18 protein-coding genes are annotated in these 12,576 nt (G+C 42.0%); 11 read left to right on the plus strand and 7 right to left on the minus strand.

Annotated features, from left to right (window positions below; translation table 11 throughout):
• The first annotated feature begins 117 nt into the window (after positions 1–117).
• The 8 genes from DXX92_RS14120 to DXX92_RS14155 all read left to right on the plus strand — a co-directional run bounded on the left by DXX92_RS14120 (position 118) and on the right by DXX92_RS14155 (position 5,080).
• A complete protein-coding gene (locus DXX92_RS14120) occupies positions 118–591 on the plus strand; it encodes a CreA family protein (protein ID WP_116002450.1) in 474 nt (157 codons plus the stop codon).
• Between the two features lie 79 nt (positions 592–670).
• Complete coding sequence (locus DXX92_RS14125; RefSeq protein WP_116001025.1) at positions 671–874, plus strand: hypothetical protein; 204 nt, start codon at positions 671–673, stop codon at positions 872–874.
• Positions 875–1,071: 197 nt separating this feature from the next.
• On the plus strand, positions 1,072–1,368 hold the full coding sequence (locus DXX92_RS14130; protein WP_116001026.1) for a hypothetical protein: 297 nt from the start codon (positions 1,072–1,074) through the stop codon (positions 1,366–1,368).
• A gap of 190 nt (positions 1,369–1,558) precedes the next feature.
• Positions 1,559–1,930, plus strand: a complete 372-nt coding sequence (locus DXX92_RS14135) for a DUF3224 domain-containing protein (RefSeq protein ID WP_116002451.1) — start codon at positions 1,559–1,561, stop codon at positions 1,928–1,930.
• Between the two features lie 104 nt (positions 1,931–2,034).
• Positions 2,035–2,430: a gamma-glutamylcyclotransferase family protein gene (locus DXX92_RS14140; protein ID WP_116001027.1), complete on the plus strand. Its 396-nt coding sequence runs from the start codon at positions 2,035–2,037 to the stop codon at positions 2,428–2,430.
• 113 nt (positions 2,431–2,543) lie between these two features.
• Positions 2,544–2,987 carry a YaiI/YqxD family protein gene (locus DXX92_RS14145; protein ID WP_116001028.1) on the plus strand — a complete coding sequence of 148 codons (444 nt, stop codon included), beginning with the start codon at positions 2,544–2,546 and terminating at the stop codon, positions 2,985–2,987.
• Between the two features lie 583 nt (positions 2,988–3,570).
• Positions 3,571–4,263, plus strand: coding sequence for a substrate-binding periplasmic protein (locus DXX92_RS14150; protein ID WP_116001029.1), 693 nt, complete (start codon positions 3,571–3,573; stop codon positions 4,261–4,263).
• A gap of 142 nt (positions 4,264–4,405) precedes the next feature.
• On the plus strand, positions 4,406–5,080 hold the full coding sequence (locus tag DXX92_RS14155; RefSeq protein ID WP_116001030.1) for a nitroreductase family protein: 675 nt from the start codon (positions 4,406–4,408) through the stop codon (positions 5,078–5,080).
• 99 nt (positions 5,081–5,179) lie between these two features.
• On the opposite strand, the gene DXX92_RS14160 is transcribed toward DXX92_RS14155, so the two are convergent.
• The 3 genes from DXX92_RS14160 to DXX92_RS14170 form a co-directional block, all read right to left on the minus strand.
• Positions 5,180–5,773 carry an ACP phosphodiesterase gene (locus tag DXX92_RS14160; protein WP_147301968.1) on the minus strand — a complete coding sequence of 198 codons (594 nt, stop codon included), beginning with the start codon at positions 5,771–5,773 and terminating at the stop codon, positions 5,180–5,182.
• Between the two features lie 97 nt (positions 5,774–5,870).
• Positions 5,871–6,080, minus strand: a complete 210-nt coding sequence (locus tag DXX92_RS14165; RefSeq protein WP_116001032.1) for a hypothetical protein — start codon at positions 6,078–6,080, stop codon at positions 5,871–5,873.
• A 62-nt stretch (positions 6,081–6,142) separates the two neighbouring features.
• On the minus strand, positions 6,143–6,487 hold the full coding sequence (locus DXX92_RS14170) for a ribonuclease E inhibitor RraB (RefSeq protein WP_116001033.1): 345 nt from the start codon (positions 6,485–6,487) through the stop codon (positions 6,143–6,145).
• Between the two features lie 166 nt (positions 6,488–6,653).
• Between DXX92_RS14170 and DXX92_RS14175 the strand changes: the two genes are divergently transcribed.
• Complete coding sequence (locus DXX92_RS14175) at positions 6,654–7,511, plus strand: RluA family pseudouridine synthase (protein WP_116001034.1); 858 nt, start codon at positions 6,654–6,656, stop codon at positions 7,509–7,511.
• A gap of 98 nt (positions 7,512–7,609) precedes the next feature.
• On the opposite strand, the gene dapA is transcribed toward DXX92_RS14175, so the two are convergent.
• The 4 genes from dapA to DXX92_RS14195 form a co-directional block, all read right to left on the minus strand.
• The gene (gene dapA, locus DXX92_RS14180; protein WP_116001035.1) at positions 7,610–8,518 is read right to left on the minus strand and encodes a 4-hydroxy-tetrahydrodipicolinate synthase; all 909 of its coding nucleotides are present in this window, start codon (positions 8,516–8,518) and stop codon (positions 7,610–7,612) included.
• Between the two features lie 34 nt (positions 8,519–8,552).
• Positions 8,553–8,936, minus strand: coding sequence for a hypothetical protein (locus DXX92_RS14185; RefSeq protein ID WP_116001036.1), 384 nt, complete (start codon positions 8,934–8,936; stop codon positions 8,553–8,555).
• Complete coding sequence (locus DXX92_RS14190) at positions 8,936–9,730, minus strand: hypothetical protein (RefSeq protein WP_116001037.1); 795 nt, start codon at positions 9,728–9,730, stop codon at positions 8,936–8,938. Before DXX92_RS14190 ends, DXX92_RS14185 begins: the two co-directional genes overlap by 1 nt.
• A gap of 196 nt (positions 9,731–9,926) precedes the next feature.
• A complete protein-coding gene (locus DXX92_RS14195; protein WP_116001038.1) occupies positions 9,927–10,688 on the minus strand; it encodes a DUF4097 family beta strand repeat-containing protein in 762 nt (253 codons plus the stop codon).
• Positions 10,689–10,775: 87 nt separating this feature from the next.
• Between DXX92_RS14195 and DXX92_RS14200 the strand changes: the two genes are divergently transcribed.
• Both DXX92_RS14200 and DXX92_RS14205 read left to right on the plus strand, forming a co-directional pair.
• A complete protein-coding gene (locus DXX92_RS14200) occupies positions 10,776–12,062 on the plus strand; it encodes a CinA family nicotinamide mononucleotide deamidase-related protein (protein ID WP_116001039.1) in 1,287 nt (428 codons plus the stop codon).
• Positions 12,063–12,221: 159 nt separating this feature from the next.
• On the plus strand, positions 12,222–12,548 hold the full coding sequence (locus DXX92_RS14205) for a hypothetical protein (RefSeq protein WP_116001040.1): 327 nt from the start codon (positions 12,222–12,224) through the stop codon (positions 12,546–12,548).
• Positions 12,549–12,576 lie beyond the last annotated feature (28 nt).

Here is a 12,576-nt window from a genome sequence, read left to right on the forward strand (position 1 = left end):
TTAACTAGCAGTATTAATCTTAAATTTATTATAAGGTTAACTCAGCGCGTATTGCTGAGAGCACATACAAAATCAGTGCGCCCTATTTATAGCAATTGAATATTCATGGAGAATGTGATGAAAAAACTACTGTGTGTACTGGGACTAGCAACAGCATTAACGGCATGCTCAGACAATGAAGTAGGCGATGTATCACTCGGTTTGTTTACACTCAAAGATATTAAAATTTCATCGCTACAAGATGAAGTTGTAACTGGCGTTACTTGTCATATTGCATCAATTGAAGCGGATTTAAGCCTATCGGATCCCAGTGACAGCTCGATTTCTTGCCGACAAACGGGTGACATTACGCCAGCAATGATTGCGCAAATTGACAAATCGGCATCTGGTGAAGTGGTCTTTAGGCAATCGAAAAGTATCTTTTTCAAGAGCATGAAAGTCAGAAGGATCTACGATCCGAAAAATCAAACCCTGCTGTATTTGTCTTACACCACCAAAGAGACCGAGGGAAGCTTTAAACATAGCTTGTCAACAGTGCCACTTTGGGGAACACAAGCTTATATTGAGCCTCAAACTTTGAGCAGTAACTAGTTGGCACTTAAATGGTTAACGTTGGTATGCCTGATTAAAGTAAAACTATGGATAACCAGCAAACAATGGAGAGTGATTAATGAATATCAACGCCACACTTATTGGTGAAGTGATACTTTGTTCGATTATTATTGGCGGAGCACTTAGCTATTATTTTGCGAGGCGTAAAACCACTAGCCCGAAAATAACTGCGGCCGTCGGCGCTCTGCTATCGATTGTTCCAATTCTAGGGCTTATTTATGTCGCACTATTAGCCCTAAAAGACGATATTGCAAAAACCTAGTGTGTAAAGCTTGAGTTGGGAAGCTTGAATTGGAAAGCTTGAGTTGGGAAGCTTGAATTGGAAAGCTTAAGTTGGAAAACCTAATTTGGAAAACATAGTTTGAACAGCATGGCTCCGAAAATATCATCTTATGCGCTAACACCACAAAACAAGCTAGTTTATCCAAACCCGATTATTGACAGAGAATAACGATTAACGTGAATGCTGAATTGCTAATACTCTTGCTAAATCTCGCTATAGTAGTCGTTGCTTATGGCTCAATTTATCCGAAGCTTGCGGGCAACAATGCGAATAAAATAGCACTATTTGACTTACTTGCTAGCGGCTTCGCCTTGCTGGTTGTCGGTACCAAGTATTGGGGCACAGGCTTTGAATTCTCTGTACTGTTTGTGGAGCTCAATTGGTTTTGGTTTACCTTGGTGACTTATGCTTTAGTCGAGCTTCCAATTGCCTATTGGTACATCAAAAAATACAAAGTCAATTTATCCGAATAGTTTGTTGATAGCCTGAAGGTGAGGGAATGCTATCAGCTAAGGATTACACATGATAAGCCGTAAACGACTTGGATTTAATTCAAAATTGCTAGCTTGTTTAATCTACCTGGGTAGTACGCCAATTCACTTAGTGCATGCTCAAGGCTTTGATAACGTAAATAACAACAATAACATACAAAAGGAAAACAGAATGACAGCAACAGGCAGCTTTACAGTAAAACTCGATCCTCAGCAAGATAAGAAAACGCCCGCCGGAAGAATGTTAATCAACAAAGTTTACAGCGGTGATATACAAGGTACAGGTGTTGGTCAAATGATTAGCAAGCGTACCGAGAACGGTAATGCAGTTTATTATGCGATTGAAGAAGTGCAAGCGTCCCTCGCCGGCAAAAAAGGAAGCTTCACCTTACTTCATTCTGGTGTGATGTCAGCTCAAGGTCAGCAACTTTCCATCACGGTAATGCCAGGCTCTGGCGAGGGTGAATTCGCAGGAATTTCTGGTGAGTGTATTATCGAACAAAAAGACGGTGAACACTTTTATCAATTTAATTATCAACTCTAACGCTTTATGCTAGGACTTTATTCCAAAGCTTTGCGCTAAACTTTGCGCTAAATAAGACACCTCTAGTCGATTAGTTACGACAAAATGAATACCGAGCACACGTTATGAACAACATTCAAGAGCCCACTAGCCCTGTTACTAGCGAACATCGCCTATTTGTTTATGGCACATTAGCGCCTGGAAAACCGAATGAACATATTCTTGAAGACCTAAAAGGTGACTGGCAAGCAGCCACCGTATCGGGAACTCTTTATGCCGAAGGCTGGGGCGCAGCCATGGGCTACCCGGGAATAGTGCTGACTCAAGAGCAGCCAAGTAGTGCAAATCAGGCCGAACAAGTGCAAGGGCAGCTTTTTACCTCTGAAGATCTAACTGCTCATTGGCAACGATTAGATGAATTTGAAGGTGACGGCTATCAACGCGTTGTAGCCCAAGTGCGGCTTGCCAGTGGTGAACAAGTTCCAGCCTACATTTACACACTAACCAAGTCACCAATGTAGCATTGACGGATTATATAACCACTGGCTCAATGCACTCTTTTTAAGTTCGACTTACATTCAATTAAAACAAGTAGCACCAAAATTGAATAGAATAAGGAAAATAAGGAAAAATCATGAATATTTGGGTTGATGCTGACGCCTGCCCTGTCGCCATCAAAGAAATAATTTTTCGCGCTGCAGAGCGCAAACAATTAATGACCACACTAGTCGCAAACCATAGCATGCGCACACCTAATTCGAAGTTTGTACGAATGCTGCAAGTTTCGTCTGGGTTCGACGTAGCCGACGATGAAATCGTGCAACGCCTTCAACAAGGCGACTTAGTGATAACTAGCGATATTCCGCTTGCCGCCGAAGTGATTGAAAAAGGTGGGCAAGCGCTTAGCCCGCGCGGTGAACTGTTTACCAGCGCAAATATTAAAGCTCGCCTAAATGTTCGCGACTTTATGGACACCATGCGCGCCAGTGGTGTAAATACCGGTGGGCCACCAGCGCTTAGCCAACAAGATAAAAAGGCATTTGCCGACCACCTTGATCGCATTCTAAGCAAACACTAACCAAGGAAGCCTCAAAGCTAAGGAAAAAGAAAATGGAAGTGAAATTAGTGTCAGCAGATACAATTTACACTTCGGTTTTCAGCGTTTTCCTGCGTACTGCTTTTTTTATACCAAGGTTTTAATATAGCCAGCCATTTTTTTCCTATTCACCTCGCTTGACTAGCTCACTAGACTAGCTTTTGTTTACTGGCCGTTAAGCATTACCTCTTATCACGAATGGTTTCGTGTGTAGGGAAGTTATAGTTCCCTTAGACTTGGTTTACTTTTATGTTGTGTAGAGTCCATTCATTACTAACAAATTAGTAGACCAGTCTTTGTTTTAAACGCGTAATCAATATATTAAGTGATTGCCAAATATAGCTTTTCAGCGACCTCCTGAAACCGCTTTCATCACTTGCAACGGGTTTAGTTGCGCAAAACTTCGTGCTAGATTAATCAATAACGCCAGCTCAATAACGGGTATTCTCAGTCTGTGTCAATCAAGGCAGCGATAAAAAATAGTTCTCTTTCTGTGCTACAACAATGTGCACTTTGCGTTAGTTTTCTGCTCGCCTTGCCTGCCAACGCATTAAAGCTAGAACCAGTGACCATTAATATCGCTAATCCAATGCAAGCTTACCCTCCTTACCATTGGCTAGAAAATGGCGAAATAAAAGGGCTAGTGCCGGATATTATTGAAGCCGCCGCCAAACTAGTGGGTGAAGATGTTGAGATAAACTATGTACCTGTACCTTGGTTGCGGATGTTTTCACTGGCAGAAAACGGCGATATCGATGCTATTTTCCCCGTTAGTTTTAATCAAGAACGTGCTAAGTATTTAAATTTCGTGCCAGAAAGTATTGTGATGGAGCGCATGAATTTAGTTTCATCTAGCGCATTTGATATCAGTTTCAGTGGCGATTTAACCACACTTGCCAACTACAAAGTCGCAGGAATCATTGGTTACTATTATGGCGAAGCCTATACCAATGCGAATTTAGAAACATTAGCGCTTGCCAATGAGGAGCAACAAGTCGAAATGCTACTTGGCGGACAAGCGCCACTGGCACTAATGGATGCCAACATCTTGCCTTACTATATCAATAAACTTGGCGGTGAGCGTGAGCATCGCATTAAAGTGCTTGAACCCCATTTATATGAAGCTCCTCTGCATTTGGCTTTTGCTAAAAATGGCCGCTACCCTGCGCTTGTTGAACGGTTTAATTCTGCACTGGCGAAATTAAAATCGACGCCCGACTATCAGAATATTTTGCAAACGTATCTTAGCCAAGAATAACGCAAATCAGCCAATAAACTGGCAACTTAATCATTCTTTAAACAAACAAAAACATAATTGAAAGCCAATCAAGCTATGCTAGGTCTTGTAAAATCAAGCCATTCGCTTAATACTTTTTACAAATTTAGTTATTGAAATACACATGAAAGAACACGATTGCTCTCCCCTAACCGACTTTATCGAATATCCCGCAGAAGAAATGTTAAGCCGCTCTGCGGACTTTTATGACAACATTAAACGTCGCCATAGTATTCGTAAATTTAGCGACCGTCCGGTAGCACGAGAAGTTATTGAAAACTGTATCAAAGCCGCAGGCACAGCACCTAGCGGAGCTAACCACCAACCTTGGCAGTTTGTGGCAATTTCTGATCCAGAAATTAAGCGTCAAGTGCGTGAACAAGCGGAAAACCATGAGCGCGGTTTTTACAGTGGCCGTGCGGGTGACGAATGGTTGGAAGCATTAAAACCATTAGGAACCGACGATCAAAAACCTTACCTAGAGATCGCTCCTTGGTTAATCGCTATTTTTAGTGAGAAAAAAGGTGGTATCACCAAAGGTGAAGAGAATACTAACTACTATGTGCATGAGTCTGTTGGTATTGCTACTGGCTTTTTGATTAACGCGCTTCATAACGCAGGTTTAGCGACGTTAACGCATACGCCAAAGCCGATGTCGTTCTTGAATAAGATTTGCCAACGTACCGATAATGACCGTGCGTACATGTTGTTAATTGCTGGCTACCCAGCGGACGATGCAACCATCCCACATCACGCAACAGTGAAAAAGTCGTTAGACGATATCGCGACCTTTTTATAGCGAAAAATTGCAGCGCATAAGGCAAAAAGCTCAAGACAAAGAGCTTAGAGCAAAAACGCTCGAGTTAAGGTCGGTAAACCAAAGCCCTTGGTTTGCCGCCTATTTTAAGCGCTTACCGTCAATGTACTCCTGAACAAATACCTGTAGTTCTGGAAAAAAGCTAAAAAATGCCTGCTCATATTCACCTAAAACGGGCATAACCTCTTCCGCAGCTCCGGCTAGTTTATTATCAAACCGAATACGACGACTTACCCCATTGATAGCGCCCGCTATAGACTGTGGCGATTGGTACTCAACAAGCCAGTTTCCATCAATCATCCGAGCCACCATCGCCGCCATTTTTTCAGGCATATGGGCTTTATAGCTACTCAGCTCTTGATACCTTAGCTCGGCAAACTCACTAAGTGGCACTTTACAGTATTGGTGCCAATACTTTGCGAGCAAATGATCAAAAACAATGTCATTAACAATGCCAGCAAAGCGTTTACGCTGAGGCGATAATAAGGTTTTTAATGCGGCGACTGTCGGGTGGCTATCAGTAAACTTGTCTATTGCCCTGTGCAGATAAACCCCTTGGCGAGTTTGAGCAGGCAAATACTCCAAATGATTACCTTTAACAAAGTCCCCCATCAAATTGCCAACCCGCACGGCAGGTATATCTGGCGAGAGAAATAAATGGGCTAAGTAATTCACAAAACACTCGTCTTTATAGACTCTGTTAAACTATTGACTGTTAAGCTACTCAAACTTGGTGATATTAGCTGGGTAACGTTTAATTGCACTCTTGCGGCTAGCTAATGTCTAGTTCAATATCAGTACAACCTTTGGTACAACACACTTTTGCAGGCTGATTTTGGTTAGCCATATTGAACATTAACGGCTGGCGACAAACTTTGCAGCTCACAGCTCGACCCGCCAACACTTTTTTAATGATCGCTTTTTGATCGTTATACGATCGTTTACTATTTTTTTGCAGCGCTTCAAGCGCGGATAAATCCATAACTACATCACTTTACTCAATGATCAATTGTAAAAGCCGCCACCAATTCAAAGCGCCGTCACTTACTCTGCTACCTGACAATACCAGCCGTCGAATTGCCCACCAAATGCAGGGCAATGTTCTTGCAACAAGGCTTGATAAGCCACAACATTTTCATAACTCAATGGCATAAATGGGTAAGCCGTTATCTCCCATGGTAACTCTGCATTGGCTTGATATGGGCTAAACGATAGTTTTTGTCCATTTTCTAACAGCATATGACCAAATTTTAGCGCCTGTTCTTGGCTTGGGAAAATAACTGAAAATTCAACTTCATGCTCAACAGCTAAATCGGCACCTTGCGCCTTTAACTCCCAAAGAGCATTACCAATATCGTCTTCAGGGAAAAGCGTTAAATCTCTGTTCATTTATTTATTCCTGTACTGCTGTTAAAAACACACCGCTGCTTGTTCATACTGAGTCGGGTTACGGCACGAGCAATAGCGGCGTCGACTTGCTGCTGTTATGCGCTAAGGCTTACATGTTATTATTGGGCATTAATTCTATATTTAAATGCTAGAACATTAATTTTCTGTGTCTCAACTCGAATTTCATCTGCAACATCAAGGCGATGCAGCCACAGCCATCGCTATTCTCAACAAGGCAACTCAGCTTTCGAGCTCGGAATTAAAATCAGCCATCAGCAAAGGCGCGCTGTGGTTAGAAAAAGGTAAAAGCGTTCAGCGATTAAGACGAGTTAAAAAGCTGATAAATCATGGTGAAACACTGCACTTTTACTACAATCGCACAGTACTTTCACAAGAGCCACCTAACGCAACATTGATAGATGACCAAGAAAGTTACAGTGTATGGTACAAGCCTAGCGGTATGCTTTCGCAAGGTTCAAAATGGAGCGATCACTGTACCATTACCCGCTGGGCTCAACTGAATTTATCGGGTGATCGTCAGTGCTATTTAGTGCACCGACTCGATAGAGCTACTAGTGGTTTAATTGTTATCGCTCACAGTAAAAAAGCTGCGCAAGCATTGACTCAATTATTTGAGAAACGCCAACTAACCAAGCAATATCAAGCGATTGTCACACTTACCCAGTTAACAAACGCATATAAATTTACGGTTGAAGAGCCCATCGATGGGAAACATGCTATTAGCCATTTTAGTCAGCTGGCAATAGACATGGAACGTAAAATTGGACTTTACTTGATTGATATAGAAACCGGTAGAAAACACCAAATTCGCAAACATGCCGCCTATGCCGGCTGTCCGATAGTTGGCGATCGCCTGCACGGTAATCAAGAAGTAAACGAACGCTTCGGTGTTGACCTTCAACTTTGTGCGTTGAGGCTTAAGTTTAACTGCCCATTATCTGGGGAACTCAGAGATTACCACTTACCAAAAGATATGCAGCTAAGCCTAAATAACCTCAATTAGCTGATTAATAAGCTAAAGTGACAAGTAAAGCGAAAAAAGCAAGGTAAGCGTTCAGATTGGTAACTGCAAACCTGAACGACGGATTTAGGAAATAAAAACTAATAACAGTAGTTAAAGTCTTGCTCAGCTAACAAGTTTAGTGCATCACCGACTCGCTTGTCAGCGTCTATCGCTTCTAGTAACGCCAGCCCTTGTGCACGTTGCTCAGAGGTTAATGCTTGATAAGGTAAGCGGAAGTTTGGCTGCACTGCGCCAGTCATCATTAATGCGGTATTGATGGCAATTGGGTTGGGTTCACAGAACAACCAACTCATCAATGGCTGTAACTGCTCATTAAGCGCCGAATCTGGCTTATCCATTAGCGTACGCATTAGCTCCGGCACTATGTTTGAGGTTACAGAAATCACCCCGTGTGAATTATGCTGATGGCGACCATCGAAACATTCATCGTCATTGCCTGACCAGCAAGCAATACCGCGCTGCTCGTAATAAGCGATACGATCATTACCAGTGCACTCTTTCACGCCAATAAAGTGTTTGTGCTGGGCCAATGGTTCAATAATTTCAGGCGTTAGGTCTTGCCCTGTTCGCCCTGGAACGTTGTAAATAAAGGCAGGGCCAATATTAAGCACTTTCTCAAAGTGAACACCAACGCCAACAGTTGATGTGCGGCCATAGTAAGGGTTAATTTGTAGCGCAGCGTGCATACCTGTCGCAAAGCCATTTTCCGTTGCTTTAATTGCTTCACGGGTATTATTGCTACCAGTATTACCAACGATCAGCAAACGATCACCAAACTTATGGGCACTGTGCGCAATCAGCATCAGGTGCTCTTCCCAGCTTAGTAAATGACCTTCACCTGTGGTGCCGCCAACAATAATACCGTCAACACCAGCACTAATTTGGCGCTCAACTAGCTTGTCATAAGTGTCTAAATCAATATCTCCACGCTGATCAAAAGGGGTTTTAACTGCGGTGATCAAACTGGCTTGGTTTAGCGATTTCATGACGTTTTATACCTATTATTTTGTATTGGTTGCGTTAACAGTGGCCGATGTTATCAATTACCCGTTTCAGGATAAAGGACTCTTTTGAGATAAGGTGCTGATATGAAAAGCTATCGGCGCTTAGCTGTGTTACTTGATAAGCATGGTAATTGTCGGCGTTGTTTAGGTCTGCCGCATAGAGGTTCTCATCAACCACTTCGTTCTTGGTAATGGTAAAATGAACGTCGCCAACAAGCCCCCAATCCCCCATTTCAATCGTTTGCTCTAGAATATCGCCTTTTAAAGACATCGTCATAAAACAAAATTCAAAGCTACCGTCAGGGAAAAACTCAGCGTGCTCAACAAATGGATTGCCTTGCTCGTCTTGGCAATTTCGCACCCATTGGCCTACTAGCTGGTCGCGGCTATATTGGTTCATCAAAAATTCTCAATAATCTTGTACTTGTCTTTTAATTTTGCCACAAGTTCTGTGTTGTCGCGTAAGAACTGATCAAATTTTTGAATAATCTCAGGATGTTGAATTGTGGAGAAGTGGTAAGCATATTGCTGGTGAAAAATTCCTTCAGCTAAAACAATGTCGCCCTCGCGGTTTAGTTTTTGTAAGGCATTGTTAATTACATTCGCGTCAATATTGGTGGCAGTCGCATTGCCTGCCAACACATGGCGCACAACCGCTAATGGTGTCGACTCTTCAATCACAGCAAGGCGTTGCTTTTTGATCTCTTGTAACCAAAGGCTGGGATGAAATCCGCGAATCGTCGCTAATGACTTTATATCCCGACGTGAAGCCGCAGCACTTTGTTTAGTGACATAAGTACCAGCTGACAAGCTTATGACGGGCGCGGAAAAGGTGATGCCTAAGCTATTCGATTGGTCGTTACGCCAACGAAAGTTATCAGGAAACTTAAAATCAATATTGTGCTCTAGATACCACTTATCAAAGCGCTTAACAGGCAAAGCCACAAACTTGAACGTTATGTGGTGAGAGTCAAAAAAAGTAGTAAGCAAGTCACGGGCAAAACTCGGTTGGTGGGTATTTTGCCCATTAAAGTCGAATAGTGGGTAATAACTAACGTCCTCAACCCCGACCAAATAGACCTTGTCTTTAACTAGCTTTTTTATACTTTGTTGATTGCTAGGTTCCGCTGAGGCTTCCGCGCTAAAACTAAAAAAGCTAAAACTTAACAGCAAAAAATAAATAAGTTTCAACAAAACGAGTCCTTATTTAGTCCATTCGGCTTTCAACTATGCGCCCTTTCTCAATCTTTCTCAATTGAGGTGCGCCATCAATTTAAAATCGATAATGACAGTTTATTGTCTTCAACCGATTACCGTCGATATTGTAGACGAAAGCACAAAAGGTGAACAGCTAAATAAAGATTCGTGATGCTTATTTTGATTGTGTCTATTAGTTACTTAACACCTTAATACTGCCGTTAACACTATCCAAGGTTAACTTCGTTGACCCGCTGCCAACCACCCCCTTCATTTGTTTGCCGGTAAATAAATTTTTATCCACTTTTAATCCAAAGTCGCTTTTTATGCTGCCATGCATAGTTTCAGCGTTTACTTTAATTTGTGCGTCAGTCGGTAAATAAACTTTAATGCTGCCATTAACGGTATCAATTTTTACTTTTTCCACTTGCTCTAGATCTGCAAAACGCGCCGTAACACTGCCGTTCACCGAATGCAGCTTGCTTGTTCCGCTAATGCCAGAGGCATCAATAGAGCCATTAACTAAGTCGGCATCTATGCGACCTAATATATCGCTGACAGTTAAAGAACCGTTAACCAAGTCGATCTCAGTTTCAGTAACATTTGCAGGTAGGTTAACTTCATAATTGACTTTGCCAGAGCTATAGCCTTTGCCCCAATCACGTTTCAGGTACTTAGTTTCAACCATCACTTCGTTATCACGGTGTTCCATCAACACTTTAATGCGCTCAAGATCATCTTCAGAGTCTGCAATCAAAGTTGCTGTTACTTCAATTTGATCACCACTTGCCCGGCCTACTTCAACCCGACCGTTTATGTTTTCAATCGAAAACTCTGCTCCTTGCTCGATTGAAAAAGACTGTTCAATCACCCTCGTTTCTTCAGCAAATACAGACGTTGCTACGCCAGAGCAAAGTACCAACGGTAGTAATAATTTAGGGTTTAAGGTTTCCATATTGATGTCCTTAGATTTATTATCTGAGCTATTGTTAAAAGCTTAGACGTGACCCGCCGATAAAAAGGTTTAAAGGAATATTATAAAATGTTGAATATTCAACTATTGCTAACAGGTAATGAGTTAATGTCTGGCGACATTGTTGACAGTAACTCGGCAATGATCGCCCAATCGCTAGCCAAAATTGGCTTAGCAGTAAAACGCAAAGTTGCCGTTTCTGATGATATCAATGATTTGATTGAAGAAATTAACGCTATCAGCATCAAAGCTGATGTTCTCATCGTTAATGGCGGATTAGGCCCTACCGTTGATGATTTGACCGCTGAAGCGCTAGCACAAGTTGCCGATGTACAAATTACCCAACATCCCGAAGCATTGACCCATATTACTCAGTGGTGTGAACGCCGTAATTTTAAACTGAATGCACCTAACCTTAAGCAAACTATGCTGCCAGATGGCTGCGATATTGTGCCCAATCACTTAGGTAGTGCCGTTGGCTTTCATCTCAGGCTCAATAACTGCGATATCTATTGTACACCTGGTGTTCCAAAAGAGTTGCAGCTAATGCTAGATAAAGAACTGACTCCAAGCATTGAAAGCCTGTTACCAGAGAAAAGTCATCACCATGTTTCTCGCTATCAAGTCTTTGGCATTGGTGAGTCAAGTTTGCAGAAATTAGTTGATGAAAAAATTGACAATTGGCCGGAAAGTGTTGAGCTAGGGTTTCGCGCTTCAATGCCACTACTTGAATTAAAGCTGACCTCAAAGAGCGAAAAAGCGAAAGCGGAAAAAGCGGCATGCTATGAGCAACTTAAAGCATTGCTGGGCGATCATATCGTTGCACAAATAGACGAGGTTCCCCTGACATTTGGCGATCACCTACAAGCCCTACTGCGCGAACAAGGTAAAAAAATTACTTTTGCTGAATCATGCACGGGTGGCATGTTGGCCAGTTCAATGACTAGAGTAGCTGGCTCTTCTGCTGTCTTTGATGGCAGTTTTGTCAGTTACGCAAATGATCAAAAGCAAGCCATGCTTGGTGTTAATGAGCAAACGTTAGCACAATATGGCGCAGTTTCAGAGCAAACGGTTCAAGAGATGGCACAAGGTGCACTTGCTAAAACGGGGGCAGATATCGTGGTAGCGGTATCCGGTATTGCAGGCCCAGGTGGCGGCAGCGATGATAAACCTGTCGGCACGGTTTGGCTTGCTTGGGGCACATCGCAAAGTATTCAAACCGTATGTTTACACATACCAGCAAATCGTTACTACTTTCAGCACTATGTAACTGCCATAGGGTTAGATTTAGCGCGTCGTTTATTGTTGGCAAGTGAAGAAACACCTAGGTACATTACTGAGCGCCAAAAAAGCTAGATAATACAAGATATAAGTGCCATAAAATTTGCGTGTTATAGTAAAAATTAATATATTCAATAGTAGTTGTATTGCCTTCCTTTGTTGCTAACATTTTATTTACATTTTAAGTAAAATTTACGTAACGAAACTGGCGGTCTGAAAATTGAGGAATGCATTTTGATAGAAAAAAATTATATAACCAGTGGACGTAATACAATCATCCACAAAGTCAGAAAAATTGACTTAATTATTCTTAACGGTACCCATAACAACGTTATTGTAAGCCATCGTGGCATTGGTGTTTATAAAGGCGTTGTACCACGCAAAAAATCTGAAGCGAAAAAAGCTTACCAAGAAGTTATTGATGTCGGTTCGATTGATGTGTTTGGTGAAGAGAAAAAACTGTTGTTTATTCAGGCCTTAGATAACAAAGAGTATAAGATTGATTACACCAAAGAAGGTACGCCAAACTTTATTAAAATCCACCAAGAAAACTACATTTAGCATTAGTATCGACTTCTTAATCGACTGT

The sequence above is a fragment of the Thalassotalea euphylliae genome (assembly GCF_003390395.1).
Taxonomy (GTDB): domain Bacteria; phylum Pseudomonadota; class Gammaproteobacteria; order Enterobacterales; family Alteromonadaceae; genus Thalassotalea_F; species Thalassotalea_F euphylliae_C.

Excerpts from the sequence above, each read along its gene's own strand:
- DXX92_RS14200 (WP_116001039.1), top strand. The coding sequence starts at position 10,776 with ATGTTGAATATTCAACTATTGCTAACAGGTAATGAGTTAATGTCTGGC.
- DXX92_RS14135 (WP_116002451.1), top strand. The coding sequence starts at position 1,559 with ATGACAGCAACAGGCAGCTTTACAGTAAAACTCGATCCTCAGCAAGAT.
- DXX92_RS14125 (WP_116001025.1), top strand. The coding sequence starts at position 671 with ATGAATATCAACGCCACACTTATTGGTGAAGTGATACTTTGTTCGATT.
- dapA (WP_116001035.1), bottom strand. The coding sequence starts at position 8,518 with ATGAAATCGCTAAACCAAGCCAGTTTGATCACCGCAGTTAAAACCCCT.
- DXX92_RS14155 (WP_116001030.1), top strand. The coding sequence starts at position 4,406 with ATGAAAGAACACGATTGCTCTCCCCTAACCGACTTTATCGAATATCCC.
- DXX92_RS14185 (WP_116001036.1), bottom strand. The coding sequence starts at position 8,936 with ATGAACCAATATAGCCGCGACCAGCTAGTAGGCCAATGGGTGCGAAAT.
- DXX92_RS14140 (WP_116001027.1), top strand. The coding sequence starts at position 2,035 with ATGAACAACATTCAAGAGCCCACTAGCCCTGTTACTAGCGAACATCGC.
- DXX92_RS14170 (WP_116001033.1), bottom strand. The coding sequence starts at position 6,487 with ATGAACAGAGATTTAACGCTTTTCCCTGAAGACGATATTGGTAATGCT.
- DXX92_RS14165 (WP_116001032.1), bottom strand. The coding sequence starts at position 6,080 with ATGGATTTATCCGCGCTTGAAGCGCTGCAAAAAAATAGTAAACGATCG.
- DXX92_RS14195 (WP_116001038.1), bottom strand. The coding sequence starts at position 10,688 with ATGGAAACCTTAAACCCTAAATTATTACTACCGTTGGTACTTTGCTCT.
- DXX92_RS14120 (WP_116002450.1), top strand. The coding sequence starts at position 118 with ATGAAAAAACTACTGTGTGTACTGGGACTAGCAACAGCATTAACGGCA.
- DXX92_RS14145 (WP_116001028.1), top strand. The coding sequence starts at position 2,544 with ATGAATATTTGGGTTGATGCTGACGCCTGCCCTGTCGCCATCAAAGAA.